Below are 25,666 nucleotides of genomic sequence, written 5' to 3'. Positions count from 1 at the left end.
TATTCGCCGGAACTGAATCCTGTCGAGGAGTGCTGGAGACAGCTTCAAGCGTTTCTTAGCAACCGCTTCTTTGACTCACTCGACGAGCTGACGACAGCGATCGATACAGCTCTCGACCAACTTTCAACCCCAAAATTGAGCAACTATTTCTAACGTCTACTATAGTCAGTCTTGATCTATCGTTCGTAGAAAAGTGGGGGCCCCCGGTTTTCACGAGAGTTAGTATTCATTAATCAATCCGTGTTTTGTTGCCCACCCCCCACTTTTCATGAGAGTTGAAAGATAGTTGGGCATCTCCTGACTCATGAAATGTGGGGTGTTATTTCGAAAGATAGGGTGCTTTTATTACGTTGTACTCAGGGAAGACACAGAATCCAGGCCGTGAGTGGAGACGGGGCTATGATTCGTCTCGGGGGGAGATCAAATGGCGACAGAGCCTCCTATCCACAGAGAACACTATCTAAGGGCATCCTCTGCCGATGTAGGGGACGGCCTATGGAGAATTGAAACCCTTTACTGAATGAAGTAGGCAGGGGAATCCTTCCCCCTCCCCCCATTTTTCACGAGAGTTGCTATAGAGGGAGGCAAGAGAGAAATAATGTCTGACATTTGTTTCTAGACCATTTCTAGGGAATAGAATAGATAGGAATGGTATACAGATACTGTTTACTGCCATCTGTATTAAATCTTCCCCAGATTTAGAGTTTAATTCTACGCCCCCTCCCCACCCTTCTGATGAAAACTCTCGTGAAATGTGGGGGGAGGGGGTTGACGTAGGATGTCCCAACTCGTGAGAAAATCGTCGTATATGGCACATGAAGGGGTGGTGGCGTCTCGTGAAACAAATGATGCCCATGAAGCAGTGGTTTTATTTAACATACCTCGTATCTATCGTATACACGATGGGACTTGAACCGTTCTCTCCTGACTCGACTATTTTCTTGGACGAATCGGTCCTACGAGATGGGTACCAACCCGACCGGCTTATTGAGCGCGACGCAGAGCTTGAGCGGTACCAGAGTGCACTCAAACCTGTGATTAACGGAGCACCGCCGAAGAATCTGTTTTTATATGGGCAAACTGGAGTCGGAAAGACACTATCGTCAAGGATGGTCGTTGAACGACTGATTGAAGATCAGCAAAATATCGACGGTGTCGATGTGCAGGTGATTGAATTAAACTGCAAATCGCTGAATAGCAGCTACCAGGTGGCTGCAAACCTCATTAATCAATTTCGCCCGCCCACCGACCAGATCAAACCGACCGGATATCCGAGCGGTATGATCTACAATATGTTGTTCGATGAACTGGAAGCACTCGATGCCACACACTGCTTGATCTTACTTGATGAAATCGATGCTATTGGGAATGATGACGACATCCTGTATAAGCTTCCACGGGCAAATGATAACGAGAACGTTGAAGAGACACTCGTTGGGGTGATCGGCATTTCGAATGACTTCACGTTCCGCGACAATCTCTCGGCGCGTGTGAAAGATAGTCTTGCCGATGAGGAGATTCACTTTCCGCCGTATGATGCCAATGAACTCGGGAATATCTTAAAACAGCGGGCTGCTGATGCATTTCATGACACTTCGGCTGAGCAACTTGACGATGGAAGTTACGAGTTACAGTCCGGTATCTTGGAGGGTGATGTGATTCCGTTATGTGCAGCATTTGCCGCACAAGACTCTGGGAGCGCCCGACAGGCGTTAAAGCGATTGTATAAGGCTGGAGACTTGGCACGAGACGAGGAGTCCGATGTCATCACTGAAGCGCATGTGAGAGAAGCAGACGAAATTGTTGAGCGTGATAAGGTCCGTGACGAGTTAACTCGCCTGCCGACACAGAGTAAACTGACTCTCTACTCCCTGTTACTGTTGGACCAGGAGGATGAAACGCCGTCCAAGCGCAACCGGATTTACGAGAGGTATGTAATGGCTGCAAAACGTATCGATGCGGATGTGCGGACTGACAGAACGATTCACGACCGGTTGTCGCAGTTGACATTGAAAGGATTCTTAGATGTCGACGAACAGAATAAAGGTCCGAAGGGCGGCTCATATTATGAGTACGAATTTTCGATTCGTGCGGATTTGGCGCAGGAGGTCCTTCAAGAGGACGACCGGATAGCGGATTTATTTGAAACGGATGAGACATCGACAACACTAGACTCGTTTTGATTCTGTCGTACTCTATAATTGACCACCTCGCCATCTTCTTCATCCCACTTGCATGTGTCCCAATCGCGGCTAGTTGAGTAGCGGGGCCACCTCCGGGGGGACGTCCTTCCCTTTTATTGCGGCTTCTTTGAGTTTCTCGACGACCTCAGATGCCTCGCCATTGGAAGTAGCCTGCAATTTTAATAATCCCTCGATCCGGCTCCAGCGTACCAGACCTACATCTTCGAATTGAATGAGCACCTGCAAATTAACTTTCGGAGGGTGGTAGCCGGACCCATCTTTTGACGCATCGACTATCCTCAACTCGGAGGCGTCAGCGGCAACCTGTCCGGCGGTGTCTGCAATATTGAGCATCACGAGTGCCTCGTCGAATCCATCAGTCCCAACAGAGAGTGAATCTAATTCACAGTCCCGGCAGCGAAGAGCGTCGAGTTCCCAGCCATCGGGTTCGGGCAATGGAGAAGCAGACAAGACCATCTTCAAATTTGGCATTTTTCCGAGTTGAGCAACTTCGCACTGGACTGGACTTCGAGTATCCAGGTCTTCCCCGCAGTAATCGCATTTCCGAGCTGCGTCTATCTCAAGACCATGGATATCCGATGAAATCGAGTCACGGAGTTCCTCTGACATTGGTTCAAGATTGGACCATTCCCCTTGAAATTAGTTCCTTCCCGATTCTCATCTATTGAAACATACAGGAAAGGGAAACAGAGACTTATACGGAGAGCAGGCGCAATACCAAGGCCTTCAGGCCGTGGATACGCGCCGTCAACTGCTGATACAATAACCGCTGTTCTGCATTGCTGGATATTCCACGCTAACAGAAAACGACACTAATACATAATCTAATTTTCATAGGTTATGTATGGCGAAACAGGTCGTCAAACGCACTTTCACTGGTTCTATTCAGAACCACCAGCAAGTGCAGGATGACCTTGACTCGCTTGGATTCGCCGCCAGTAAACTCTGGAACGTCGCCCGCTGGACAAGCGAGCGCGTCTGGAACGAAACTGGCCACATCCCCGAGGATGGCGAACTCAAATCGTACCTCAAATCCCACGAACGCTACAGTGACCTGCACTCACAGTCAAGTCAGCGAGTTCTTGAAGAACTCTCTGAGGCGTTTGTTGGCTGGTACAGGAAACGCCAGAACGGGGACTCGAAAGCGAATCCACCAGCATATCGCAAACACAACGACGCGCATCCACGCTCAACGCTCACGTTCAAAGGCGCTGGCTTCAAGCTCGATACCAACAACGGACGTATCCGACTCTCCAAAGGCGAGAACCTGAAAGAATCCTGGTCGGACTTCATTCTCTGTGACATCCAAACACGACCTGATGTTGACCTCTCTGCGATTGAGAGTGTTCAGCAGGTTCGTGCTGTCTGGAACAAACAACGAGACGAATGGGAACTCCACATCGTCTGCAATGTCGAACTTGATGTTTCAGAGAACAACGCAGAGAAGACCGCTGGTATCGACCTTGGAATCTGCAACTTCGCCGCTCTCGCCTTTGAACAGCAAGAGTCTGAGCTATACCCGTTGAACTGCCTCAAACAGGATGATTACTATTTCAGCAAGCAGATTGCTCGTTGTGACGATTCATCCTCTGAGGAAGCGACACGGTTGAACGGTAAGAAATCTAATCGTCGTAAGCACAATTTCCACACGCTCTCGAAACACATTGTGGAGAGATGTGTTGACGAGAACGTTGGCGTGATTGCAATTGGTGACCTCAGTGGCATCCGTGAAGATGAAGACGGCGAGGCGAAGAACTGGGGGAAGCACGGTAACTTGGACTTGCACTCGTGGGCGTTCAACCGATTCACAGACATGCTCGAATACAAGGCTGAAGAAGCTGACATCTCTGTTAAACGTGTGTCCGAAGAGAACACCTCGAAGTCGTGTTCTTCGTGTGGGTGTGAGCGCGATGCCAATCGCGTTGAGCGTGGGTTGTACGTGTGCGACGAGAGTGATTTGGTTGCGAATGCTGACGTGAATGGTGCTGAGAACATCCGGCAACAAGTATCTCCGAGTCTCGCCACGGACGGCGGTGATAGGAGTAACGGCTGGTTGGCACAGCCATCGACATTCCTGTTTGACACGGAAACAGGTGCATTCGTACCTCAAGAACAGGTAGTGTCGTAAACCCTAATATCCCAAATCAGCGGTAGCGGTACCGTGGGATTCACCCGCGTTCACGCGGGTGAGGATGTCAATTAATCATTCGGCACTGTAGTTTCGCTAGCCGCGACAGCTACGACTGCGTTATCTTGGTAGAAAGCGAAGAGACAGATTGGTTTGACATCCGAAATCCGCCTCTTCACCCGTGTTACGGTCGCTAAGTCTAAATCAGTTGTTGCTAATCCGGACGAACCCGCCGACCCCGAAGGGGGTGGCGGGTTCGCTGAATGGGCGATGCTGACGCTCCATGCGCTCCGTATCGAGCTGGCAAAATCCTATCGTGTCGCAGTTGATTTGCTGAGTGAGATGCCCGGTGTCCTTGACGAGATCGGCCTTACGCGGCTGCCTCACTACACGGTTCTTCGCACGTGGTTTGAACGGATTCCGACCGAGACATGGCGTGCGTTTCTCGGCGCGTCGGCCGAGAAACGCACTGGCCATGCTTCGATTGATGCAACTGGCTTTGACCGTGACCAACCAAGCCGACACTACGCTAACCGTACAGACTACCGCGTCCGGGCGTTGAAAGTGACTGCGCTGGTGGATGTCGAAACGCTGTATGTCACCGACATCCATTCGACTACCTCGAAAAAACACGACGCCAAGATCGGCCCGCAGGTCGCCCGCCGGAACGCGGGCGACCTGCGAAGCCTCGCTGCGGACAAAGGATACGACGCGAAAGCCTTCCGCAACGAACTCCGTCAAAACGGCATCCGCCCGCTCATCAAACACCGTCTGTTCAACTCACTCGATCACGCTCACAACGCCCGCATGGACAGTGATCGGTACCACCAGCGATCCATGTCTGAAACCGTCTTCTCAAGCATCAAGCGCACGCTCGGCGGTGCCGTGCGTGCGCGAAGCTGGTGGCTTGAATTCCGTGAAATTATCCTCAAAGCCACCGTCTACAACCTCCGCCGGAGCGTCCGATATCCGTGAAATCCAGCGCAGTGTACCGAAACTACAGAGCCATATTGTTGATTCAAATCCCGGTCCTGAAGAAGAGCCCCAGTCGGCTTCATTCTATTACTGTGGATATGAAGTCGTGATTTATAGCGACCGTACCATCCAAATTGCTAATTAAGTAATCTGTACTGAACGAATCGAAGCACCGCGGACCAAGAGTATATGAACTGTTTGATGAGACTATGAGACGGTAAAGGCTTACTTTCAGGGACAACACAAGTTCAGATAGACGGAACAAATTACGCTCTTCATGATCAGTGATACATCACTTGGGCAGTGCCCAGATTGTGGTGAGGGTATCCCTCTTGCATGGGTATTGGTTGAGTATGAGAAAGAGGATGGTACGGAGGGCGTCTGGGCAGAGTGTCTGTGTTGTGATGATGTTGTGAGTCCTGAATGAGTGGTGTCTTGTACCTACAGCGTGCCATAGAAACGCTCGTAGCCCCCGTTACGGTTTTCGATGAACTTCTGGCAAACTATCTCTGAGCGACGACAAGACCGGCAAAAAACGGATATTCAGTCGGTTGTTGATTCGACGATTAGACTTCGACGCCAGCCGTATCGTCTGTATCTCCTTGGGCATCGTCATCCCCGAAGGACGTTGAGGACTCTTCGTTGTTAACCGTCACAACGAATTCGCTGGTCGTGGAGGGCCGGTCGGGGTACCCGGACTGCCCAGTCAGTTCATTGCCATTCTCATCGTAGAGGATGTACAATGCACGAAGTTTGACACGCGTCTTTCGCTGAGAGCCGTCGGAACCAGCCGTAAACGGACTGGTTGGTGCCGGGTCAGAGGGAAGGCCGTATCCGTTGTTGTAATTATTCTCTCGATTTTCTTGAGCGATTCCCCAGTCCACGTCAGAGGCGATATGTCCTTCTTGACCAGCTTCGTGGTCGCCTTTGAGTGACGTTTCCTCTCCGTCACCAGCCCAGTCGTTCTGGGTGAGGTCAAACATTCCCGTGTCGTGGATTTTATTTTCGCCCCACACTTCCTGCCCATCTTGTATGAGCGTGACGTAGTTTATGATTCGGCCCGACTTCGCTGGTTTATCGAACCCGTCCCAGTTGAGTCGGCCAGTTGTCTGCACTGTAACGTATGTGATTTCTCCGTCATCACTCGTTGCTGCTGACGGGTTCGAGATACTACCGCCCGCGCTTGCACGTGCCCCGCCACTACTTGCTAAAACGGTCGCTCCGCCAGCCGCACTTGTTGCTACGATTCCCCCGCACAATTTTGTAAAGTCGCGTCGATTCATTTCTATTATCCACCTACGAATCGTTCAGAGGGAAACCACTGACGCCGCACCCTTCACCCCCTCAGTCGCATTCGCAGGTAACATTCTCTATAGGTGAATGGATGATTAGTATACACCTCCTGATAAGTAATTGAATTTAATCAGGGAGTATATAACACCAGCTGAGTTTGAAGAATTCACATTATACAGTGCCGAATATAGGACAATTTAACTATAGTATAATCAATCCCCGGAATTTACCAATACCAGAACATCGTCCCAAACATGTAACCGCTAAGTTAAGGCTATCACAAAACGACCTCAAGGAGTGGGTTGTTCGGGACGTACTCGCTCTCTTCGACTTCATACACATCTGTCTCGGAAATCTCGGTGACATCAAGTGCTTCGTTTACCTTGCTTGAATCGACAGTTGTCAGCCGTTCACGTTCAATCCTGGCGGCATCGAAGGCGTTCAACACCAGTTCGTCGTCTTTTAATGACCGATTCTTGCGACTCGTTCGTTGGACTGAGCCGAACTGACCGGATACCGGCTGGTCGTGGTGTAGGCGATCGAGCAAGACACTTCGAATGTCTTTCCGTAAGTCGTTGGCATTCCGTTGAACATCCGATAACAGGGTGTAGAGGTTCACCAGCCCCGGTGTCTCTACGTCTTCGAGCCTGGTCACGCGTGGCGTTCAAGCGCGTCAATTAGTAATAGAGCGTCAGCATACACGTCTACATCCGGCTCTTCACGTTCTTCGTCGGCGTTGTCAGTGTCTCCCTTCGCTTCAACCAACGGCGAGCTCGTTGATTGGTTGCTCTCGGTTAGCATGCTTTCCCGGTCGTCCACCTTGAAACGTGGGTGTAAGGACAGCACGGTTGCATAGGGTTCAGCGTCCGAGGGCAACCGGTCAAGGTCGAACTTTCCACGGATATCTCGAATACGACGGTACAGCGTCTCGAACTGGTCGCGCTGAAGGGGTATGGTCTCATCGTCGTCGCGGTACTGGATGAGTACGCGATGTTCCTGTACGCTGGTTACGCGAAAGGCTTTGCGCGAAAGAGGTGTAACGAGGGTCGCGTCGGAAGAGAGTTCCTCGATATTGTCCAAGAGATTCCGCCATGTCGGAGCGAAAGTCATACCAACAGCTACAGAGAGCGGAAATAAAATGTTCAGGTGGTGGTATCTCACTCAGCCTCTGAACCATTTCGGACCAGTTTTCTCTGGCATGGCCGCGCGTCGGGGCTGTATGAGACTGGTCATCCACCTGAATCTAAGGGGAATCGGGAGCGTGTGACAGTCTATCGGTCTGTTCGCTCCACTAGGAAAAACCCACTAAACCAACTTTGTTATAAATACCCTACAGAGAGTATGAATCGTTCAATTATCACTCGTCAGCGGTCAGTTGCGTACGAGAGACTCACAAGTGATACCCTGTTAGAGGAGGTCGTTTGGGAATCGGTCTTGGTTTGTGGCGAACAGTCGAAGCACTGGTTCAAGCTCGTCAAAATTGGGACCTCGTGAAACGGTTTGTGTTTCTTGGTCCCACTCAATGACCCCGTTGTTCTCTAGTTTCGGCAGATGCGCGTGATGTAACTGGGCTTCAAGCTGGCTCAGGTCTTGTTTGGTGGACTGCTGACGAGACCCGGGTGACGAGTGTGAGTGAGTGTCTACGGGTTGTGCTTGACTTCGTGTGAGTAGTCCGTCTGGGACTTGAATGGATTCAGTATCGCACAACAAAAACAGGATGTTTCGACGGTGGTCATCAGCCAGTAAATCGAAATATGCTGATGTCTGATTCATGAAACCATCTTGAGTGATACCTGTATAAATGTTTGTGGGTATTGAAGTAGCTCCAATATGATGACGCGGTGCTGAACCGATAAAATTCTGTAAACTGACAGATTGGAATATAGGATTTCTCATAACATTTATTCCAATACTAACAGTTAGAATAGAAAATACTGACAACTAATTCACAGAATCAAAAGAGTAAAACCCTGAACCTTGGTAAATAAGGCATGAATAAAGAGTGTTTTATGTGTGGACAGTCCGCACAAGGACGATACACATTGGTTCTGGATAATTCCAAAATTATCGAAGATGTGGTCGTTTGTGAGGAGTGTATATCGGACCTTCGGAATACAGAGTGGATTGAGGTTTACGAGTAGTCACACTAACGCTATATTGACTCTATCTGCGACGGTGTTATCAAAGGTAATAATATCTCCAATACGTTCATAACAGAAGACATAAAATAGAGAACTATGAGTTCTCAAAGTAACCATGCGAACTCGCAAACCAGTCTACATACACTCCTAACACAGGTTGCTGACGTACTGGGAACAGAAGCAACAAACTTGCCCCCACTTCAGAACACTATTGATGCGGATTCGCTTAGGACACTCATGGATGGCTTTGCCGGGAGGTGTCATTTCACGTATGCTGGTTGTGAGATTATTATCTCTGGTGACGGCACCATCCACGTGAGCGAACTTCACACAGGAACCCAATAGCATCTATAGGAGACACCTTTTTTGTCCGCCCACGAAACGGACACGATGCGAGTTTCCACCGGCGTCATTGCTATCGGGATCGTACTGTTCGTGATTCCCTTCCCGGGAACGTTCATTGCTGGAGCGATAGTCGCTATTTTCGGCGCCTTCCTGCGCTGGTTTGGTGTCTGAACCAGCCACGCTCTCGCCGGAACCACGACAACCACGGAGTGGATTCAGTATGAAGGCTGTACCTGTTTCACGGAGGAACAGCTACCCACCACACACGCTCTATCTGCCAGCCTGCACAGACAGGTGGTGTGTATATTGGGCTGGAGAGCGTCCTAGGAAATGTGTCGACAGTACATACGGACTCACTGAATCGGCTGAGTATCGTCTCGACATTAGTTGACGCCGCCGTAGCGTTTCTCCGCGGGCGCACGAAGAGTGGCCTTCTCCTGACTGGAGCTGCAGCGCTCTCCTCAAAGGTCCCTGGGCTTGGAACCGCCGTCTCGCTGGCGCTGCGCGCCGTTCGCCGGCTCCGATAGGTCAGTGACCTGTCCCTACAATCAGTACTAGCCAGCACGTGTTCCTCCCTGCATGGGCGTCGGCATGCCATCGTTGGTGGACCACAGCAGTATCACAGGCAACAGCGGCCCCAGAAACCTATCTGATGTGGTTCACTTGGTGCTGACTGCGCGCTCTGTACTGATTGATTATGATTCCACTCATTCCATTTATTCTCAGTGTGAGATCCGCGCCCTATACTGATGATCTGTCTACTTGGTAGGCCATGCTGCGATAATCACGACCACACTGCGGCTACTCTATCGCCCCCTCTACAACGGAGTGACGAGCCCTATGAGTCCCGAGGCCGTTTCTCCTATGTAGGACTGTGCGGGCATAGACTAGAATCTAACGGAAGATGCGGCGATAACTGGACATTCTAAACCTTGATGATTTGGATACTACGCATGGTTCGGTAAATTCTATCCAGCGGTTTCTGGAGATGACCTAGAGAGATTACGTAGCTCATTTAGTGACGTATCGGAGTAGGTCTACGGATTGAAAATTGAGGTGAGCGCGGCTAAGATGGAAAGGATAACCATGACCCCTGTAGCTATCAGCGCAAACCGAAGATACTGATACTTTTTAGACGCGACTTTTGCGAGCTGATAGTTCTCGTCGATGAGTTCTTCTACGACTCCATTGGCGTCAAGATCCTGTAGTGATTCACGGTACGAATCGTTACTCATGTCCGTGATGCTATCCCATAGCATTAACCCCTGAGGGGTTTCGGGCGTCCGTGGGTAAACAGTCCAGCCTGCAAATCCGATGCCGAAAAGTCCTGCAACGCCGACGAGTGCCGTAAGCAGTTTGAAACAGATCGAACTGGTACTCCATACAGGTGCTGCAACATTGGCGTAGAGTGCGAGGTAGGCTAAGAGAGCAGTAAGGAGTACGGATGCTTTCCGGTCTGCGAGATTGATATACTCATTGAGGTGTTCATGGGTTTTTTCGACGAATTGTGATAGTTCAGTCATCTGTCGTCAAGTTTTCCTCATTCGTGCCTTTCCAGATTCCGTTGAATTTGTAGTAGTCGGCTGGGCTATAGCCGGAAGATTCGCTTCCCCAAGTGAATCCTTCGTGTCGGCCGACTTGATAGATGTATTTTCCCCATCCGTTTTCGTCGTCTGAGAATTTGTTGATGCCTTCGTTGACGTAAAAGTCGTCTTGTCCAGCTTTATCTTCTAACGTGGCTGCGGAGTTTGCGGCGTGGCCAACTGCTGTTCGACGGTTCATACTGTGGACTCCGATGCGGGAGATGTGGACGTTTCCGGAGTAGGATGCACCAGCGCTTATTGTAACTTTTTCAATCCCGTGATCGTCTAATAGTGGGTTGATGTGGTTGGCGAGAGTCCATCTTACGGTGACAAGGTATTCGAGGAGGTTTTCTACAGCGTCTTCATCGTCTCCTCCGGCTCCGAAGTAGGCAAGGATTCCGTCGCCGGTGTTTTTCTCGAAGTACCCATCGTACTTTCGGACGAGTTCCATTAGTTCAGGTATCAGGTTGTTTAGCATAAAGAGGGTATCTTCGACACCGTTTCTTTTCATATATCCTCGGGAGTTGTTGATGTCGATGAAAACGGTACCCAGTCGGAATTTTTTCGCAGAATGGATCGTCATATCCTCTAAATCAGGCATCTCTCGACCACGAGGTATGTGGTCAAGTCGTTCTTCGACGGTGTCTGCTCTATCATCGATTCGTTCCTCGATTTCGTCCTTAAGTGAGGAAGAGAAACTGGGCATTCGCTTGGTAGGAGATGAGAGACAACCCACTTTTAGTTTGCTTTGCAGGAGACCAACTCAACAGATGAAGAAGTAGTCCAGGAGTAGGAATATCTGATACATCTTTGTGAGGAGAAATATCCAGACTAGAGTGAAAAGGAGAATAAACACGGGGGACATTGCGTATGTTCTCCACTGGAAAATCTCTGCATCATCGGTTCTGGAGTACCGGTAACCCCAGTAGAGCAGTAGTCCAAAGCCAACAAGCAAAATTGCATAATCAGCGATAAGGAGCAAGAGCGCACGGCTGTAGTCTAGGAGAACCAGTAGGAAGGCAGACATTCCGGCCAATGTGCTTGCGTAGTAGAGGCGGCGCTTGATTGCAGATAGGTATTCCTGTGCGTCCTTGAGGTGAGTGCGGTTGAGTTCAAGGAAGTCGGAGTAGTCGTAGACGTATAATTCAAGCTCACTCTGTGGTCGCAGGGTTGGAAGAGACTGTGACTGGGAATACATACGCCACATCTCTGCGAAGAGATAGAGCACGAGTATGAGCATTCCCCCGACGAGCCAGTAGTTGATAGAGCCGAGTCCACGGAGAGTTACTCCTGAATGGGTGAGTGCTTCGGGGGCACAACGGTTTGCCAGATCTGCACTCACCGGCATCTGGGCAACCCTAACGTTCCCTGAAAACAGAATTTGGATGAACCCAATCGAGGCAATGAGACCCACGAAGGACAGCACCAATTGGAAGATTCGACTGGTCTTATCCCTGATCTCACGATATTTGGCGTACTGCCTCTGTAGAAGGAACCGTTGGTCCTCGACCGTGAGACCGAAAGAGGGGGAATCGTCTTCCATAGGACTTCTCTCGGTTAATCTACGTGTTTCAGCACAAATCTCACAACAATACCAATCCCGACCATCAGCGATAGCATCCCCGCTAGCTCAAAAAGGACCATCGGGTTTTCCACAAAATACCTGGTGACGGTCTCTAAAGCCGTGTATCCGTAGAACTGAGAGAGAATAGTGCCAAGAACGAATAAGAGCACTACGGCCATAAGAAGGAAGGTAAAGTAACGAAGTTTCCTCGGGCCTGCAAAGTCCTCAGGCATTATCCAATTAACCACACTCTCATGTCATAATTGTACTGGTTAGCCCACAGCAGACTAGACAGATCAAAACCCCGGACTCCGTTCAATGAGCGCAATCACTCAGGAAATCTGGTGTGGGGGAAGTCAGGTGTGTGAAGGATTCTCTCTCAGGAAAAGAGGAGAGGGTATTCGTCTACCAGACCCATTTCTCTAAGTGGTTATAAGGTAGCTAGAGACGCTTACAGGTTCAGTGCAGCTTTATTTACTGGATTTTACTAAGCTAATTGATAGTAGACGCCGTATTGCGGTTATCTTTCGATGCTATCGCTTCGCCTTCTTTGGATTCCAATTCTGACTATCCTATCAATATCTATAAGATATAACATTCAGATATCAGATATTTCTTGGTCAGCCTTACTCAAATCGCCCCCTACACTCCGGATTTCCTGAGTTGAGAACCGTTCACACACCTCCCTCGCCTCGTTTCCTGAGAGTTAGTTTAGAAGGATTCGAAGTGAAAGCACAGCTATAATCGGATCGAAGATCTACCTGATCTTCCCAAGCTTTCAATATTTGAGGGGAACTCCGTTTCAATAGACATTGCCCGAAGATGAACCTGAGCTAAGTGAAATCGTCTATGGAGTAGCAAATCGGATGTCTACTGCCGACGTAGGAGTTGCGTTTTTTCTCATCCTAGCCGGTACCACCTATGCACTCTACCAAGGATTCGACATCTGGTGGATCTACCCCATCGTATTAGGAGGCCTCGTCTTCGTCGTAGAGGCTGTCCAATGGTACTACTCCGACTACCGCCGCCAGCTGCTGCAGGACAAGACAGAGAAAATCGCTGAAGGAGAAGACATCAACCCAGACATCGATACAGGTCCAGGCCTCACCGATCCCTACAGTATCTCACTCATCGCCGGTATCATCGGCTGGGGTCTCATTATCATCCACCTGTTAAGGCCGATTATCGGCCGATACCCCGCGGCATACACCTTCTTCGGAGGCACTATGGTAATTATCGTAGGAGTCTCCCTGTTGTTCCAGAAAACCGGGAGAATCGACTGAACACTCGCACCACTATGGAGAGAATTGACCCGGGGACCGTATTCGGCAGTGAACGTAGCGACAAAGTTGACTTCGAGATCGCGTTCACCGCATTCGTAGTCACAGTCGTTCTCAGCTTTCCCGTTAACGACCTCGGATACACAGTTCTCAAGGCCTTGGTAATCTCTCTGAGTGGGCTTACACTGCTCCGAAAGATGGCAGTTTCAAATCAGCACGGGCCTTCAGAACCAGTGCTTCGATGGACAATGCCCTTCATCCAGGCAATAACCCTCGTTGCGACAGTTCACATATTTCTCGAAGCGGGAGCATACCTCGCCGCGAAACTCCCTCTATCTCTATCGCCAGTTGTCGCAGCTGCTCCACTTATCCCCTTGTTCGTTCTCGGAGTTTTCGGATTCCACGAGAAGGTGACCAAGGACGCAAGCCTCTATATCGCCCTCCTGAGCCACAACGCCTCAAAGCGTGCAGAAGACGCAGAAATATTCGGGCTAACGGAGGAACTTGATGACTGGTACCTTGACAAAGCAGGCCTGTTCGTAGCCTTCTCTAACAGCACTGCAATACCCTCGGAGCTTTCCTGGCTCAAGCACCGTGTTGACTCGGAGGCCTCTCCGCAGCTTCTTGGTGTGTTCGCAGTAGGGATAGCTGGTTACGCCCTGATCTGGCTCTTGGTATCCTGGGTTTTCGGGGCTTCTGTACTGAACTTAGTCTTCCTCTTCTTCATATTCTTCGTAAAGTATCCTATCCAGTTCTGGTACTCACGGTTCGGACTCGGCCGATTTACGTCAGACAGGTCCGGTTGGTTCGATGCCCTGATTATCCTGCTCGGCCTGCTCGCTGCCAACCTAACCATTCTACCCAGATACGGATGAGAAGTTCTGTCTGCAAGTCTAAGCCACCTCTGCGTGGTTTTTTCTCATCGCCCCTCACTATACAACGTATATGAGTGACGAGGAGGATGGAGAAGAGTCCGAAAGAGAGTATCCTCCAGATATCCACGGCTACGTTCAATACCGTCTTGACGAAGAAGGATTAGATCCTCGGAAGGATCCTATGCAGGTCTCTGAGTTAATCGAGAAGGCGGCCTCTGACTATATCGTCACCACGGACTCCGAGGAGATTGAGGACTACGAGTATCACTATATCACGGCGGTCAGGATTGCTACGATGATCAGTGCCGGAGAGGAAATGTTCCACAAACAGGCTGACAGTCTTCTATCTGAGTTCGGTGACGCACCGCTTGATGATGAAACAGTTCGAAGTGTTGCTGAGAGATCGGCACGGTATGTGATTGGGAACAACGTGACCTTGGTATACTCGATGGCCTACGAGTTCGTCAACGATATGCTGGAACGCTTGCTCCCCCAGATCTTGAGTGACGACGTCGACGAAGGAACCGACGACGTTCTTCTTAGCCAGATAGGTTCTTACCCGGGACGGGCAGACCTCTTGGCGAAGGCCGGGGTAATCGACAAGGAGACTCGGGAAGGTATCCGGCATATCCGGGAGGTCCGCCGTGATCTGGTACATGACGTGGAGGAGCGATTTACCCTCTCCACACTGGATGACCTGAACAAGATTGACGAACTTCCCGGCCTCCTCAACGAACTATACGAAAAGATGTACGACCAGCCTGCCTACAGATACATCGACGACTGATTTCTGATTCCAACAGGTTATAGAGCTCCGTAGTTGCCAAGATCCGTTTCTGGATCAAATCCGTCTCTGGTCTTCTCGTACGCCAATTGTCCGACCTGAACCTTACCAATGTTATCGAAATACTTCGACTTCACCGCGTTCTCCGCATGATCCGGGCCACGAGTCCCGGAATACATAATCCTGTAATCCCGGTCATCTGACCGCAGATCATCATCCTCATCCGAGAAAACCCCTGTCTTCAAGGCCATATCCAGCAGTCTATCGACTTCCGACGACACCACACGCTCCCGTCGTTCACCACCACACTGGATCTGAAGGCCTTGATCGAATAACTCATAGAAAGTATCGTGGGCAAACTCGGATTTGTGCTCGTCGTCGAACTCGAACTTCTCCTTGACAACCTGGTATACGAGCTGCTGAAGAGGGAACACTGGATGAGTGCCGACCGTGTACTTCAACGGGTCCTCACGGCGCATGTAGTCCAGTTTTTCGGAGAAAGCGGAGCGAAGGTCGGCATGGACGAATGAACCGTCCTCGTGCATCATCCATTTGTCCTCTATATCTGTGGACCACACGGTGTAGGTATCAGCGTCACAGTTCCGATCAAGGATAGAGAAATCCATTTCAACCGTATCATCTGTCCGGGTCAACGTCACGTACTGGAACGAGAGATCATCATTCTCGATTCCCAGCTGCGAGGTCAGGACACTTCGGTTGTCCCGTGACTCGAACACTTTCCGTGCCTCGTTCACGTTCTCAACCCAGTCCTTCCTGCTCTCACCGCCAATCTCACAGCAAACCACGCAGAAATACGCTCCGTTGTACTCCGGTTTCACCAGTAGGGCATCTGCCGGGTTCTCCGCTACAGCTTGCAGAGGATCCACACCTACATACCGGAATCCGCTTTCAGAACGTCCTGCGCCCTCCCGAGGATGGAAACAGGCAGCTACCGCCTTAACCAGTTTCAAATGTTCTTCCGCCTGGTTGAACCGGGTCTGTAACCGGCGTTCCACCGTCTCCTCGTTGAACTCGTCCAGGTTATCGTCAAAATCCTCTTCAAACCGTTCCTGATTCCGCGAGCTCAGATCATCTAGATATCCGTCATCGAACGTCCAAGGGTCCTCGGGATCTTTCATACAACTTCGATGGCCTCAGGATCTGCCTCGATGTGATCGTCGACGAAATTGTAGATACGGAATGACTGATCGATCCCGGTGTCTTCCCTTGGATATATTCTTATCGCGTCTTCTTTTGTCCGGACAGCAGTCTTCCCGTAGTTGTTCTTATCCATCAATTCGGCGTCGAATCCTCGTGAGTCGAGGTAGGAGTCGAAATGGACGACGCTGAACTCGAGGTTACTTGCCTCGACGTTACCCTCGAAGTGACGGATATCGTCCTTCGCAGGTCTGTCATCCAGTTGTATCGCCCATGGCTTGCTGTACGGAAGGGAGACGTCTTCGAGGAACCCGGTTCCGTTTTCGTCGTAGTCCGAGGTATTGATGATCTGTTTGACGAATCGAAGCCGCTTCGTCGATTGGTCGATCAAGGATGCGATGTTGTCAACGCCGCCGTCGATAGCGGTGAACACTCCGTCCTGAGTGATCTGGAATTTGAAGTTGCCAGGTACCTCGAACTGGATGTTCGTAGGGAGGACACCGTACCGGCTTTTCATATGCCGGTAGGTCTCTAACCCGTCGTCCGCCCAGTACCGCATCGTCCGATCGTATTCAGGCCTCTTTTTGGCCGGGATGTCGGTGTGTTTGGAGCGTTTGGCGGTGAACTGAGGGATGATCAGGTCGCGGTGTTCGTCCACCATTTGCTGGCGGAGACGTTCCATTTCCCGTTTCCCGACCCACATCCGGCTCATCGCCCTGTCTTTTTTCAGGTATTCGACCAGGGTGTCCGGGATTTCGTCGGTCTTATTCGCTGCGGTGAAGAAGATCGGGAACTCGCTGTCCTCCAGGTGTACGTAGTATGGGATGCGTTCGTCGGGGGCCCACAAGAGGAGCAGGTCGTCGTTTTGGTTGACGAGTTTGAAGTGGTTGCTAAGCCGGTCTATGAAGGTTGCCCGGTCGTGGTCGGAGACCGAGCCAATCAGGCTAAGTTTGTTGTCCAGTTTACCCAGGTCGACCTCTGAGTTGATGTAGGAGATGAAGTCTGCTCTGGAGGAGAAGTCGCGGTCGATCGCATCGAGGAAATCCGCTTCGGTACTGGACATTAGAGACTCTTGGTTGGCCGTGTACCTCGGAAGTTATACCCAAGGAGCAAAAAACATTTGTTTCGACGATGTGACTGGTTCCTGGCTTTTCTCCGGTGTTAGAGGAGTGACTTGGCGTTTTCCAGTGTATCAACGAGGGAGGATCGTTTGTCTTCCAGGTCCGAGATCCTGTCCCGGAGTTCTTTCTGGTCGGCGGTCATCGCTTCCTCATCTGTGCGGATGGATTCGATGATGGCTTTCTGGGTGAGCAGGCCTGAGTAGTAGGAGACGATATCGTCGACTTCGTCCTGTGAAAGGATGCCGAGGTTGCCGGCGTTTGATGTGTAGATCTGGGTTGGCAGGGTGCCGGCAGGAGGAAGTTCTGACGGGTCAAGTTCCGGGCTTTCACCGTTGTCGTCAGGGGGTACTGCGAATTCTGAGGAGTTGACTGCTTTGATGACTTGGTCGAGGTCCTGTTCTTCGAGTTCGGAGATCAGGGAGCGACGTAGCTTGGTTTTCTGTTGTCTTCGTCGGTACAGGTAGACGCCGAAACTGGCTGCGATTGTGACGAGGAAGCCGAGCCAGGTACCGAGGCTTACGTCGGTGAGGGTAGACCAGATGTCGGCTTGCAGCGGATACACAAGTATTACCGTTGTTTTTGCTCTCTGTATATACCAGTTCCTCCAGTTATCTTTTAAAAATAGATTAGTAAATATACTGTTATGAAGACCTTCGGCGAGAGATTTTTCATGTAGCTGCAGCACTCGCCTTACTGTTTGTTTTCCTGACTCCATCAACGGCTTCAGCCAGTCAGGATTTGTTAGTCTCTGACAGGGTGTCATAGAACAGTTCACAAGGGGGTTGGTTTCAAGACTGCTGGAGATGATTTACCTGTTCAGTTAGTCTGCGTATTGGCCGTTGGGGTTTCTGCCAGCACAGCGAAGGGTTCTGATAAAAGATACACAGCACGTATCCAGCAATTCAACTGTATCTTCCCCTACTCTAAGCAGTTCTACTTATGTGATTTACTTGAGGATGTATTCTACAGCTGCGTTTAATATTTAGAACCTTATATATTTTTGACGAGTTGGTAAAACATCGCAATAATCACAAAGACAACCATCACATAGACGAGACCCTGCAGGGCCCATTTGTCGGTGCAAATGAATAACTGATTGTATGAGATACCCGAGAGAGCAAAAATATCAGGGAGCGGCAGTGGCCCCGTCTCCAGGGTCGTGAGCAAGCGGTGAGACGACGAGATCGTCGTAGGGGAACACTGGCTTCTTTGCCCGCCCGATTGCCTCGAAGCAGATAACGCCCAGCGCTTCGAGTGTCGTCAGTTCTTCGTGGATGTTCTTCTTGTCACGGCCAACCAGTCGTGCTGTCTCACGAATGCTGTCGGGTTCTTCGTCCCTAATCACGCGCAAGAGCGTGTATGTCCGTTCGTTGAACACGTCCGTTAGTTGGCTCTCGTTTGGGAACCGGATAGTGGCCGGCCGGTTGAGGTGCTCTCCTTCTTTGAGTGTCTGAATCGCTTCGAGGCCTTCTTCGTACGAGTTGGTTTCGTCGTCGACCGTGACCACGAGCACATTCTGTTCAGTCATGGGTATCACCGTTGTCTTTGGATGGACCGAAGCGTGGCTTCGGAATCTCGTCCCAGAACCGTTCGTAGAGTTCCTCGATGCCAGGGAACTCGATGAACGCCGGTTCCGAGTCAGGAGCGACGTGTACTTCATGGCCTTTTGTGTCTTCGTGTGAGTTGTCATAGCGACGGATCGTTCCGTCGTCAAGCGTCTTGGGACCGGCGGTCAACGCTCCGTAGTGAAGCGTGTACCGCCACCCCGACGGATAGGCGTCGTCGTCCGTCCGCCGGATCGACACGCGAACGACAGTCCCATCGTCGTACACTGTTGCGTTATCGTATCCATCGAGATCGTCGGCCGTTGGTTCCATCCGGTACTACGTTGGTTTTGTGGCCAACGATAAAGGAGTGTTGGTTCCTCAAACAACGGACTGGAGACTACGCTGTGCAAATCATTAGAAAGGTCGGTCAAGCATACCGCGATAATCATGATCAGTTTCTTTGAGAGCTGCCATCTCTAATCAGTATGAGACGCACGAGCGGAAATTGAATTAGTGAAATCGGAGCTAACGGACAGTTGCTAAAGTGCTGATCTCGAAATTTATGGGCTGAACCAGCTACTCAGTTGATTTGTACCGGCTGCGGGGAGTGCACCAGCCCCAAGAGATGTTCCAGTAGCCATGCGAGATATAGGGCTTGTGTCGGTCATGAGTGAGTGTTGCCAGTCAAGATGCTAGGTTGTCACACCTTTACTATCGGGCGACCGAAAGATTCGCCGATGGGAACATGACCGACTATCTAGCTGTGTCCCGGCGGGACGTTGGGGCAGGCCTCGCCACCGGCGGGTCGGCGCTTCTCGGTGCCGGTCTGGTTAACCTCTGGAACTTTTTCCAGACGTTCAGGGCTCGAGGATTCGACTCCGCCAGTATAGCGGAGTATCGACGAGGGAGTGAGATCTTCTTCCTCGGGATGATTCTTGCACCGGTTATCGCTGTGATCGTCGGGACCGTCGTCTGGCGCGTGATGATGCCTGATGAGCCGGACCCAACCTACGGCGCCGTAGCAGGCGTCGTGTCAGCGCTCGGTTCGCTGTTCGTATTCGCGGCTTCGATAGGTTTCATGTTCTCTCTGAGTCAGGTTTTCGCTGGTGCGCTCGCTGGTGCTATTTTCGAGTTCCTGTTCCTCACTGTTTTAACCGCTGTATTCGGTGGTGCCATTACCGCCCCCGTCATCACCCCACTCGGTGCGCTTGGGGGATACGTCTATGAGCGGTACATCACAGACGACCAGCGGTAATCACTGGGTTGGAGCTTCTCGGGCGTTCCTCTTCCCTCAGAGTGTACGTAGCCAAACGCCCCAACCAGCAATTCGGCTATGCAGGTACGGAGCAACGGGACGAGAATCACTGAGCTTCGTTCAAAACTACTAGGGCGGACCAGCTGTTCAGCAGGGTTGCGAATTGGCCGAAATATAGTCTCGGTCGATCACATCGGGTTAGAGTAAGCGTCTGCTTGGAGAGGATGTGCAACCATGGTGGCGCCCCGTCATGGGGGGCACCGCCTCTGGCAGTGGTCGTTCACAGAGTTCCATGAGATGATGCTCCGCGCAGCTGGACAGCCCTCGGTGTTCGAAGGTGTGTTCCAGCGAACCAGCCACTTGACGACCGGTTCTTCAGGTAGCTGTCCACCAATCCGGACAGCGGTCGTGAGTGGCGACACTGTCGCGTCGGCGACAGTCCGCCGCCGACAGCAACGCTCCATCTCGAAGATCACGCTCACTAGCGCTTCGAAGATGCTCCACGACCGGTTCGATCTGATTTACCGCCATCAGACGAGATTACGCGGTTGTCGATGTGATCGACTGAGTCTCATGCGACTCATACGGGTTGTAGTGCGGAGCCACTCTAATATCGGTTATCGAACCAAAAAACGAGACCCAGTAGACCCACCATCGCTGCTAACAGAAGATACCGGGAGGCAAGGGCTTGGATGGGCGCCTCGCCAACTTCGGTGGCCACGCTGAGTCCGGTGAAGACGATGACACATAACGCAACGACATACCGTGCTTTCTGAAACCAATGCACTAGTGGAATACGCTCATGCGTAGCACATTGTTGATGTAGAGCTATCTTGCGATTTTATCGCAGACTTGGCCAGTTGAGAACCAGTTCGCTGAGCGGTCTACCCAGTAGTTTCTATCATCTCTGCTTGATAGAGAACTCTATCAACAATCTCCTACAGAAGAGCGAGTGGAATATTACGTAGAGATACCATGAGCTTTCGGCCTCTACCGCCACGGTTTCAGATGAGTGCCGGTGTGCAGACAGCGGCGTGAGTGGTGTGCGCCACCCCCACGCTAAGCGTCGTCAATCACAGCTGTAACAATTGTCTGGTGGGCCTTTCGGAGGCGATAGTGCACCGTCGGCGCTGAGATATCGAACGCTTCCGAGAGTTCGTCAACCGTCGTACCCCGAGGCCATGCGTAGTATCCCCGAGCGTAGGCCGCTTTGAGAGTGGTTTCCTGTTTCGGGGTGAGCCGGTCCATGATGTGGTTCTGGAACCCAGGTCCCGACGTAATTGGCCGATCGACTGTCTGTTTGCTCATGAGTTCAACATTGGGTGCTACCTCACGAATCGCATCCACTACGGTCCGGACATCAACCGTTGGTGGCAACTCAATATCAAGTAGGACATCACCATCCGCGATGTGGGCCGTCGTCATTGAGCCCCCATAGTTACTGAGGATGTCGGTCGGCAGATTCGGCTGGTCGGCGAACCGAAGTTCGATGCGGGCCGGGCCGTCGTTATCACCTTCGCGAACTACGGTGCAGTCACAATCCAGAGGGGAGTCCCGCATGAACGCGCTCACACGCTTGGGATCCGCGTCGTGGACAGTGAGGTAGTAGATTGCTCCTCCGTCATTCGTCGAGACCCACTGTTCGAGAGTCAGTTCACAGTCGAACATGGTGGACGCCTCGCTGAGCAAGAGATCGGGGTCTGGTAACCGAAGGGTAAGAGTGACGACCGTCTCGGCGCTCAGCGCTTGCTGGCTGTGGACGCGCTGAATCGCCAGGGCAATCAACTGGCCCAGGTCTGCCAAGACCGCCCGCTCACCATCACTGATGGTCTGACCGTCTGGCGGATAGACTACCAGCACGCCGTAGGTCACCTCTCCAGTCGTGAGTGGGACGGCCGCCAGCATGTGATAATCGTGTTCGAGAGCAATTTTTTGACTGGCGTCCGGAATCGTATCATCAGTCGCGATGTCGACAACATGCACGGTATCGGTATCGATAGCCGTTTTGGCTGGCTTCTTGAACGCCGGAATCTCTTCGAGATCGGACGCGTCGATACCGGCGGTCGTCTGGGGAATCACTGTCCGCTCACCGGTCACAGTTGCACCGCGAACCCCGATCCAGGCACTTTGATACAGTTCTGACGCGGTCAGGCGGTCGCAGATGGCCGTCTCGATGGCCTCTCGCGAATCGGTGTCTGGGAATGCCTGAATGAGTTCCCGGACGAGTGTATTGAGCCGATTTAATTGTACCAGCTCATCACGTCGCTGCCTGAGTTCCTGTTCATACTCTTTGCGTTCGGTAATCTCCTGAGAGATGACGCTGATTCCCTCGTCGTCTGGATATGCCTGAACATCGACCCAGTAATCGTCCTCTTCGTAGTAGAACTCACAGGACTGCCGTTCTTGGGTCTCCATCGCCTGTCGGAGTGTGTCTTCGTAGTGGGTGGTCTCGAGTTCCGGAAACATATCCCAGAATTTCGCACCCACAATCTCTGTCGCTTGGCGGCCAGATCGGTCTGCGACGGCGTCGTTCCAGTATGTGACCGTCCAGTTAGAGTCGAGTGCATAGTAGGCGTCGGAAATCCGCTCCGTGATTCGCCGGTACTTTCGTTCGCGCTGTTTGCGCTCGGTGATATCGACGTGGGCTACAGAGGCGAACCGAGCACCCCCATGTGTGAATGCAGTCGCGCGCAACAGGAACCACTGTTTCTCCGCCGGCGAGTGACACGGGTACTCGAGTTCGAACTGCTCACGGTTTCCCCGGAGGACCGCACGGATTCCAGCGACGGCGCGGTCAGCGTCCGGATCGTCCGCCGCGTCCGCGACATCGAGATAGTTCACACCGACGGAATCAGGCGTGGCTTCGAGGCCGTTCGCCTCTCCGAACTCTCGCCATGAGTCGTTTGTCGCGAGAATCGTGCCGTCAGCGTCGAGGATTGCAATGTTGCTCGGCAGTGTATCGACAGAAGATGCGACCAAGCCCCAGTCGGTCTCGTCAATAACACTTGGTACCATACCTAGTGTTAACATCTTTTAACTTAATTAGCTTGGATAGGTGTGCTACGCATGAGCGTATTAGAAAATCGTCACGGCAGTATAGTGACCGTTCCACTTCTTCACTGAGAGAAACTTCTACTACCTATGGATTGGCTCGCTGCATATAATGGATTTCTCGTCCGTGTTGGGCTGTATCTCATGATTTTCTGGCCGACGGTCGGCTACTACGTCTATCGAGATACGATGAAGCGGAATTTATCGTCGCCAAAAGTCCGAGGGGTTGCATACGGAGCGTTCGGGATACTCGGGTTGGTGATTTATGTGTCCCAGAAAGCGAGAACCGAGGCAGACTCCGCGTGAGTAAATCCGTATTAGTCGGCACACCCCTATTTTAAATAAAATAATACAGGATAAATTTTTGAATCGGTGTGGTGGTTTACGTAGTGGACAGGGGTGACGATTGTACCATAGTCCACATTGTTCCCTCTGTCCACTTTGTTTCGTGTTTCCGTGCCTGTGCCCAGCAACTGAGTCGGCATATCGACTGTCTCCCTGGTAGTGGGAAGAAATAAATCGAACAGGACCGACCGCGCCAACCAATTTACCCGCTCAATTTGAGACAAATTCTAACTCGAAATTTGGGACTGATTTAATTGGGTGGGCTTATACATCCCTACACGTATTATCAGTATGGTTACCTCTCCGAGTGCTGACCTTCTGACGACCGCTTTGGACGTGTTTCCGGCGGAAGCTGCCGTGTTAGCTGCAGATGGAGAGATCCTTTATACGAACGCTCAGTGGCGGGCGTTCGGATTAGAGAATGGCCTCGTCGGTGCGGACGCCGCCACGATCGGTGACAACTATCTCACGGTGACGATCGCTGCGGACGATGCGTCTGCCCAGGCGTCTGCAGATGGGCTCGAAGCCGTCCTCCTCGGTGAGGAGGAGCAGTTCATCTTGGAATATCCGTGTCACTCCCCTACCGAACAACGCTGGTTCCTGATGACCGTGCAGGGATTCGAACAGCAGGGTGCTCGCTTCGCCGTGATGGGCCATCTTAATATCACGACGCGCAAACTCGCAGAACTCGAAGTCCACGAGCAGAACGCGTATCTCGAAGGCCTCCACGGGGCTGTCCAAGAGCTGCTGCAAGCCGACTCCCAAGAAGAGGCCGCTGAGCGGGCCATCCTGTATCTCGACCGCATTCTCGGTTTCCCAATCGTCGGCCTCTGGCTCTACGATGAGTCTCGCGAAGTTCTTGAGCCCGCGGCAACCTCCGAACGAAGCGACGCCCTTCTTGAAACGATTCCAACCTATGAGGGGGGCGAAAGCCTCTCGTGGGAAGTGTTCACCACGAAGGAAAGGCGCGTGATTGATGACCTGACGAGCGTCCCAGAGCGGCACAATCCTGAGACACCGCTTCGAAGCGAACTTGTTCTCCCGCTGGGCGAATATGGCGTGCTCAACATCGCGGCAACCGAACCGAATGCGTTCGACGAGAGGGACGTCACGTTGGCTGAGATCTGGGCCGGCACCGTGACGCAGGTACTGGCCCGACTCGACCGTGAAGCACAACTCCGCGAGCGGGAACGGGAGGTGCTCCGGGAGCGCGACCGGCTAGAAGAGTTCGCAAGTTTGGTATCGCACGATCTTCGGAACCCGCTCAGCGTCGCGACTGGCCGTCTTGAATTAGCTCAAGAAGACTGCGAGAGCGACCACCTCGAAATCGCTGCGGAGGCACTGACCCGGATGGAACAGCTTATCGAAGATTTGCTCATGCTCGCCCGCCAGGGCGAAGCTGTCGGCAGCCGTGATGCGATTCATCTTCCATCGCTAGTCGAAGGTTGTTGGGCCACCGTCAAGACAGGTGATGCGACCCTAACCGTGACGACCGATCGCACAGTGTTGGCGGACGAGAGTCGGCTGAAGCAGGTGTTCGAGAATCTGTTTCGCAACGCCATCGAGCACGGTGGCGGAGATGTACGTATCACAGTGGGCGATATCGTTGATAAGTCGGGCTTTTTCGTTGCGGATGACGGGGACGGCATCCCGGAGGCCGACCGCGAGACGGTGTTTCAGGCTGGATACTCGTCAACGACCGAGGGGACGGGGTTCGGGTTGAAAATCGTCCAAGACATCGTGGAAGCACACGGCTGGGAGATTCGTGTCACAGACAGCACAGAGGAGGGCGCCCGGTTCGAGATTACGAAGGTCGGCTTCTTTGATACATAGATTCCCTGTACTGACTCGATGGAAACGCTGCTACGCCATGAGAGCGTGACTTAAGATATGGGGCGCAAGAGACCGACTAATGATCCGTGCCACAGAGCACGTCGTACTGACTGGTCCGTGTGCGAAAGAAGCCGAGTCATGGGCGTTACAGCCCGGATGCCGCGGGCCGCGGCATCCGGGAAAG

General features: G+C 51.9%; 23 protein-coding genes and 2 pseudogenes. 12 read left to right on the top strand and 13 right to left on the bottom strand.

Going from position 1 to position 25,666, the window contains the following annotated elements; translation table 11 throughout:
- Both KZ498_RS24495 and KZ498_RS24490 read left to right on the top strand, forming a co-directional pair.
- Positions 1-153: transposase (locus tag KZ498_RS24495; RefSeq protein ID WP_312622326.1), on the top strand; the 153-nt coding region annotated here is incomplete at its 5' end.
- A 749-nt stretch (positions 154-902) separates the two neighbouring features.
- Positions 903-2,183 carry an orc1/cdc6 family replication initiation protein gene (locus tag KZ498_RS24490; RefSeq protein ID WP_312622324.1) on the top strand — a complete coding sequence of 427 codons (1,281 nt, stop codon included), beginning with the start codon at positions 903-905 and terminating at the stop codon, positions 2,181-2,183.
- A 69-nt stretch (positions 2,184-2,252) separates the two neighbouring features.
- On the opposite strand, the gene KZ498_RS24485 is transcribed toward KZ498_RS24490, so the two are convergent.
- Positions 2,253-2,813, bottom strand: coding sequence for a hypothetical protein (locus KZ498_RS24485; protein WP_312622323.1), 561 nt, complete (start codon positions 2,811-2,813; stop codon positions 2,253-2,255).
- 235 nt (positions 2,814-3,048) lie between these two features.
- Here KZ498_RS24485 and KZ498_RS24480 point away from each other — a divergent pair, with 235 nt between their 5' ends.
- Together KZ498_RS24480 and KZ498_RS24475 are read left to right on the top strand one after the other, a co-directional pair.
- Positions 3,049-4,332 carry a transposase gene (locus KZ498_RS24480; RefSeq protein WP_312622321.1) on the top strand — a complete coding sequence of 428 codons (1,284 nt, stop codon included), beginning with the start codon at positions 3,049-3,051 and terminating at the stop codon, positions 4,330-4,332.
- 153 nt (positions 4,333-4,485) lie between these two features.
- On the top strand, positions 4,486-5,307 hold the full coding sequence (locus KZ498_RS24475; RefSeq protein WP_312622319.1) for an IS5 family transposase: 822 nt from the start codon (positions 4,486-4,488) through the stop codon (positions 5,305-5,307).
- 566 nt (positions 5,308-5,873) lie between these two features.
- Here KZ498_RS24475 and KZ498_RS24470 read toward each other — a convergent pair.
- Together KZ498_RS24470 and KZ498_RS24465 are read right to left on the bottom strand one after the other, a co-directional pair.
- Positions 5,874-6,422, bottom strand: coding sequence for a hypothetical protein (locus tag KZ498_RS24470; protein ID WP_312622318.1), 549 nt, complete (start codon positions 6,420-6,422; stop codon positions 5,874-5,876).
- A 488-nt stretch (positions 6,423-6,910) separates the two neighbouring features.
- Positions 6,911-7,710, bottom strand: a pseudogene (locus tag KZ498_RS24465) (hypothetical protein); the annotation flags it as partial.
- Positions 7,711-8,837: 1,127 nt separating this feature from the next.
- Here KZ498_RS24465 and KZ498_RS24850 point away from each other — a divergent pair.
- Positions 8,838-9,086 carry a HalOD1 output domain-containing protein gene (locus KZ498_RS24850; protein WP_396276211.1) on the top strand — a complete coding sequence of 83 codons (249 nt, stop codon included), beginning with the start codon at positions 8,838-8,840 and terminating at the stop codon, positions 9,084-9,086.
- A 332-nt stretch (positions 9,087-9,418) separates the two neighbouring features.
- Positions 9,419-9,613 (top strand): hypothetical protein, encoded by a 195-nt coding sequence (locus tag KZ498_RS24845; protein ID WP_396276210.1) that lies wholly within the window; start codon positions 9,419-9,421, stop codon positions 9,611-9,613.
- Between the two features lie 510 nt (positions 9,614-10,123).
- Here the strand turns inward: KZ498_RS24845 and KZ498_RS24460 are convergent.
- The 4 genes from KZ498_RS24460 to KZ498_RS24445 all read right to left on the bottom strand — a co-directional run bounded on the left by KZ498_RS24460 (position 10,124) and on the right by KZ498_RS24445 (position 12,466).
- On the bottom strand, positions 10,124-10,609 hold the full coding sequence (locus KZ498_RS24460) for a Pycsar system effector family protein (RefSeq protein WP_312622317.1): 486 nt from the start codon (positions 10,607-10,609) through the stop codon (positions 10,124-10,126).
- Positions 10,602-11,270, bottom strand: coding sequence for an adenylate/guanylate cyclase domain-containing protein (locus tag KZ498_RS24455; RefSeq protein WP_312622315.1), 669 nt, complete (start codon positions 11,268-11,270; stop codon positions 10,602-10,604). Before KZ498_RS24455 ends, KZ498_RS24460 begins: the two co-directional genes overlap by 8 nt.
- Positions 11,271-11,432: 162 nt before the next feature.
- Positions 11,433-12,212, bottom strand: coding sequence for a hypothetical protein (locus tag KZ498_RS24450; RefSeq protein WP_312622313.1), 780 nt, complete (start codon positions 12,210-12,212; stop codon positions 11,433-11,435).
- 14 nt (positions 12,213-12,226) lie between these two features.
- A complete protein-coding gene (locus KZ498_RS24445) occupies positions 12,227-12,466 on the bottom strand; it encodes a hypothetical protein (RefSeq protein ID WP_312622311.1) in 240 nt (79 codons plus the stop codon).
- 633 nt (positions 12,467-13,099) lie between these two features.
- Here KZ498_RS24445 and KZ498_RS24440 point away from each other — a divergent pair.
- From KZ498_RS24440 to KZ498_RS24430, 3 genes are all read left to right on the top strand, one after another.
- Positions 13,100-13,516 (top strand): hypothetical protein, encoded by a 417-nt coding sequence (locus KZ498_RS24440; protein ID WP_312622309.1) that lies wholly within the window; start codon positions 13,100-13,102, stop codon positions 13,514-13,516.
- A gap of 14 nt (positions 13,517-13,530) precedes the next feature.
- Positions 13,531-14,388, top strand: coding sequence for a hypothetical protein (locus KZ498_RS24435; RefSeq protein WP_312622308.1), 858 nt, complete (start codon positions 13,531-13,533; stop codon positions 14,386-14,388).
- Between the two features lie 70 nt (positions 14,389-14,458).
- A complete protein-coding gene (locus tag KZ498_RS24430) occupies positions 14,459-15,175 on the top strand; it encodes a hypothetical protein (RefSeq protein WP_312622306.1) in 717 nt (238 codons plus the stop codon).
- 17 nt (positions 15,176-15,192) lie between these two features.
- On the opposite strand, the gene KZ498_RS24425 is transcribed toward KZ498_RS24430, so the two are convergent.
- From KZ498_RS24425 to KZ498_RS24405, 5 genes are all read right to left on the bottom strand, one after another.
- Entirely contained in the window at positions 15,193-16,311 is a 1,119-nt protein-coding gene (locus KZ498_RS24425; RefSeq protein WP_312622304.1) for a hypothetical protein, read from the bottom strand.
- Entirely contained in the window at positions 16,308-17,393 is a 1,086-nt protein-coding gene (locus KZ498_RS24420) for a hypothetical protein (protein WP_312622303.1), read from the bottom strand. Before KZ498_RS24420 ends, KZ498_RS24425 begins: the two co-directional genes overlap by 4 nt.
- Before the next feature lie 98 nt (positions 17,394-17,491).
- Positions 17,492-18,166 (bottom strand): hypothetical protein, encoded by a 675-nt coding sequence (locus tag KZ498_RS24415; protein ID WP_312622302.1) that lies wholly within the window; start codon positions 18,164-18,166, stop codon positions 17,492-17,494.
- Between the two features lie 411 nt (positions 18,167-18,577).
- Entirely contained in the window at positions 18,578-18,979 is a 402-nt protein-coding gene (locus KZ498_RS24410) for a hypothetical protein (protein WP_312622300.1), read from the bottom strand.
- The gene (locus KZ498_RS24405; protein WP_312622299.1) at positions 18,972-19,328 is read right to left on the bottom strand and encodes a DUF6516 family protein; all 357 of its coding nucleotides are present in this window, start codon (positions 19,326-19,328) and stop codon (positions 18,972-18,974) included. The genes KZ498_RS24410 and KZ498_RS24405 overlap by 8 nt, the downstream gene beginning before the upstream one ends.
- A gap of 415 nt (positions 19,329-19,743) precedes the next feature.
- On the opposite strand from KZ498_RS24405, the gene KZ498_RS24400 reads away from it, so the two are divergent.
- On the top strand, positions 19,744-20,253 hold the full coding sequence (locus KZ498_RS24400; protein ID WP_312622297.1) for a hypothetical protein: 510 nt from the start codon (positions 19,744-19,746) through the stop codon (positions 20,251-20,253).
- Positions 20,254-20,487: 234 nt separating this feature from the next.
- Positions 20,488-20,636, top strand: a pseudogene (locus tag KZ498_RS24395) (ISH3 family transposase); the annotation flags it as partial.
- A gap of 676 nt (positions 20,637-21,312) precedes the next feature.
- Here KZ498_RS24395 and KZ498_RS24390 read toward each other — a convergent pair.
- Positions 21,313-23,268: a bacterio-opsin activator domain-containing protein gene (locus KZ498_RS24390; RefSeq protein WP_312622296.1), complete on the bottom strand. Its 1,956-nt coding sequence runs from the start codon at positions 23,266-23,268 to the stop codon at positions 21,313-21,315.
- Positions 23,269-23,940: 672 nt separating this feature from the next.
- On the opposite strand from KZ498_RS24390, the gene KZ498_RS24385 reads away from it, so the two are divergent.
- A complete protein-coding gene (locus KZ498_RS24385) occupies positions 23,941-25,482 on the top strand; it encodes a GAF domain-containing sensor histidine kinase (RefSeq protein ID WP_312622295.1) in 1,542 nt (513 codons plus the stop codon).
- Positions 25,483-25,666 lie beyond the last annotated feature (184 nt).

The sequence above is a fragment of the Haloarcula sp. 1CSR25-25 genome (assembly GCF_032027985.1).
GTDB lineage: Archaea > Halobacteriota > Halobacteria > Halobacteriales > Haloarculaceae > Haloarcula.
The sequence above is the reverse complement of the archived record's forward strand: the minus strand, read 5'-3'. Positions and strand labels throughout refer to the sequence as shown.

Bases quoted from the DNA above. Each gene is read 5' to 3' on its own strand.
- KZ498_RS24480 (WP_312622321.1), top strand. From the start codon at position 3,049: ATGGCGAAACAGGTCGTCAAACGCACTTTCACTGGTTCTATTCAGAAC.
- KZ498_RS24415 (WP_312622302.1), bottom strand. From the start codon at position 18,166: ATGGAGTCAGGAAAACAAACAGTAAGGCGAGTGCTGCAGCTACATGAA.
- KZ498_RS24430 (WP_312622306.1), top strand. From the start codon at position 14,459: ATGAGTGACGAGGAGGATGGAGAAGAGTCCGAAAGAGAGTATCCTCCA.
- KZ498_RS24455 (WP_312622315.1), bottom strand. From the start codon at position 11,270: ATGCCTGATTTAGAGGATATGACGATCCATTCTGCGAAAAAATTCCGA.
- KZ498_RS24420 (WP_312622303.1), bottom strand. From the start codon at position 17,393: ATGTCCAGTACCGAAGCGGATTTCCTCGATGCGATCGACCGCGACTTC.
- KZ498_RS24450 (WP_312622313.1), bottom strand. From the start codon at position 12,212: ATGGAAGACGATTCCCCCTCTTTCGGTCTCACGGTCGAGGACCAACGG.
- KZ498_RS24440 (WP_312622309.1), top strand. From the start codon at position 13,100: ATGTCTACTGCCGACGTAGGAGTTGCGTTTTTTCTCATCCTAGCCGGT.
- KZ498_RS24435 (WP_312622308.1), top strand. From the start codon at position 13,531: ATGGAGAGAATTGACCCGGGGACCGTATTCGGCAGTGAACGTAGCGAC.
- KZ498_RS24850 (WP_396276211.1), top strand. From the start codon at position 8,838: ATGAGTTCTCAAAGTAACCATGCGAACTCGCAAACCAGTCTACATACA.
- KZ498_RS24460 (WP_312622317.1), bottom strand. From the start codon at position 10,609: ATGACTGAACTATCACAATTCGTCGAAAAAACCCATGAACACCTCAAT.
- KZ498_RS24405 (WP_312622299.1), bottom strand. From the start codon at position 19,328: ATGGAACCAACGGCCGACGATCTCGATGGATACGATAACGCAACAGTG.
- KZ498_RS24390 (WP_312622296.1), bottom strand. From the start codon at position 23,268: ATGGTACCAAGTGTTATTGACGAGACCGACTGGGGCTTGGTCGCATCT.
- KZ498_RS24490 (WP_312622324.1), top strand. From the start codon at position 903: ATGGGACTTGAACCGTTCTCTCCTGACTCGACTATTTTCTTGGACGAA.
- KZ498_RS24425 (WP_312622304.1), bottom strand. From the start codon at position 16,311: ATGAAAGATCCCGAGGACCCTTGGACGTTCGATGACGGATATCTAGAT.
- KZ498_RS24485 (WP_312622323.1), bottom strand. From the start codon at position 2,813: ATGTCAGAGGAACTCCGTGACTCGATTTCATCGGATATCCATGGTCTT.
- KZ498_RS24445 (WP_312622311.1), bottom strand. From the start codon at position 12,466: ATGCCTGAGGACTTTGCAGGCCCGAGGAAACTTCGTTACTTTACCTTC.
- KZ498_RS24385 (WP_312622295.1), top strand. From the start codon at position 23,941: ATGGTTACCTCTCCGAGTGCTGACCTTCTGACGACCGCTTTGGACGTG.
- KZ498_RS24410 (WP_312622300.1), bottom strand. From the start codon at position 18,979: ATGACTGAACAGAATGTGCTCGTGGTCACGGTCGACGACGAAACCAAC.
- KZ498_RS24400 (WP_312622297.1), top strand. From the start codon at position 19,744: ATGACCGACTATCTAGCTGTGTCCCGGCGGGACGTTGGGGCAGGCCTC.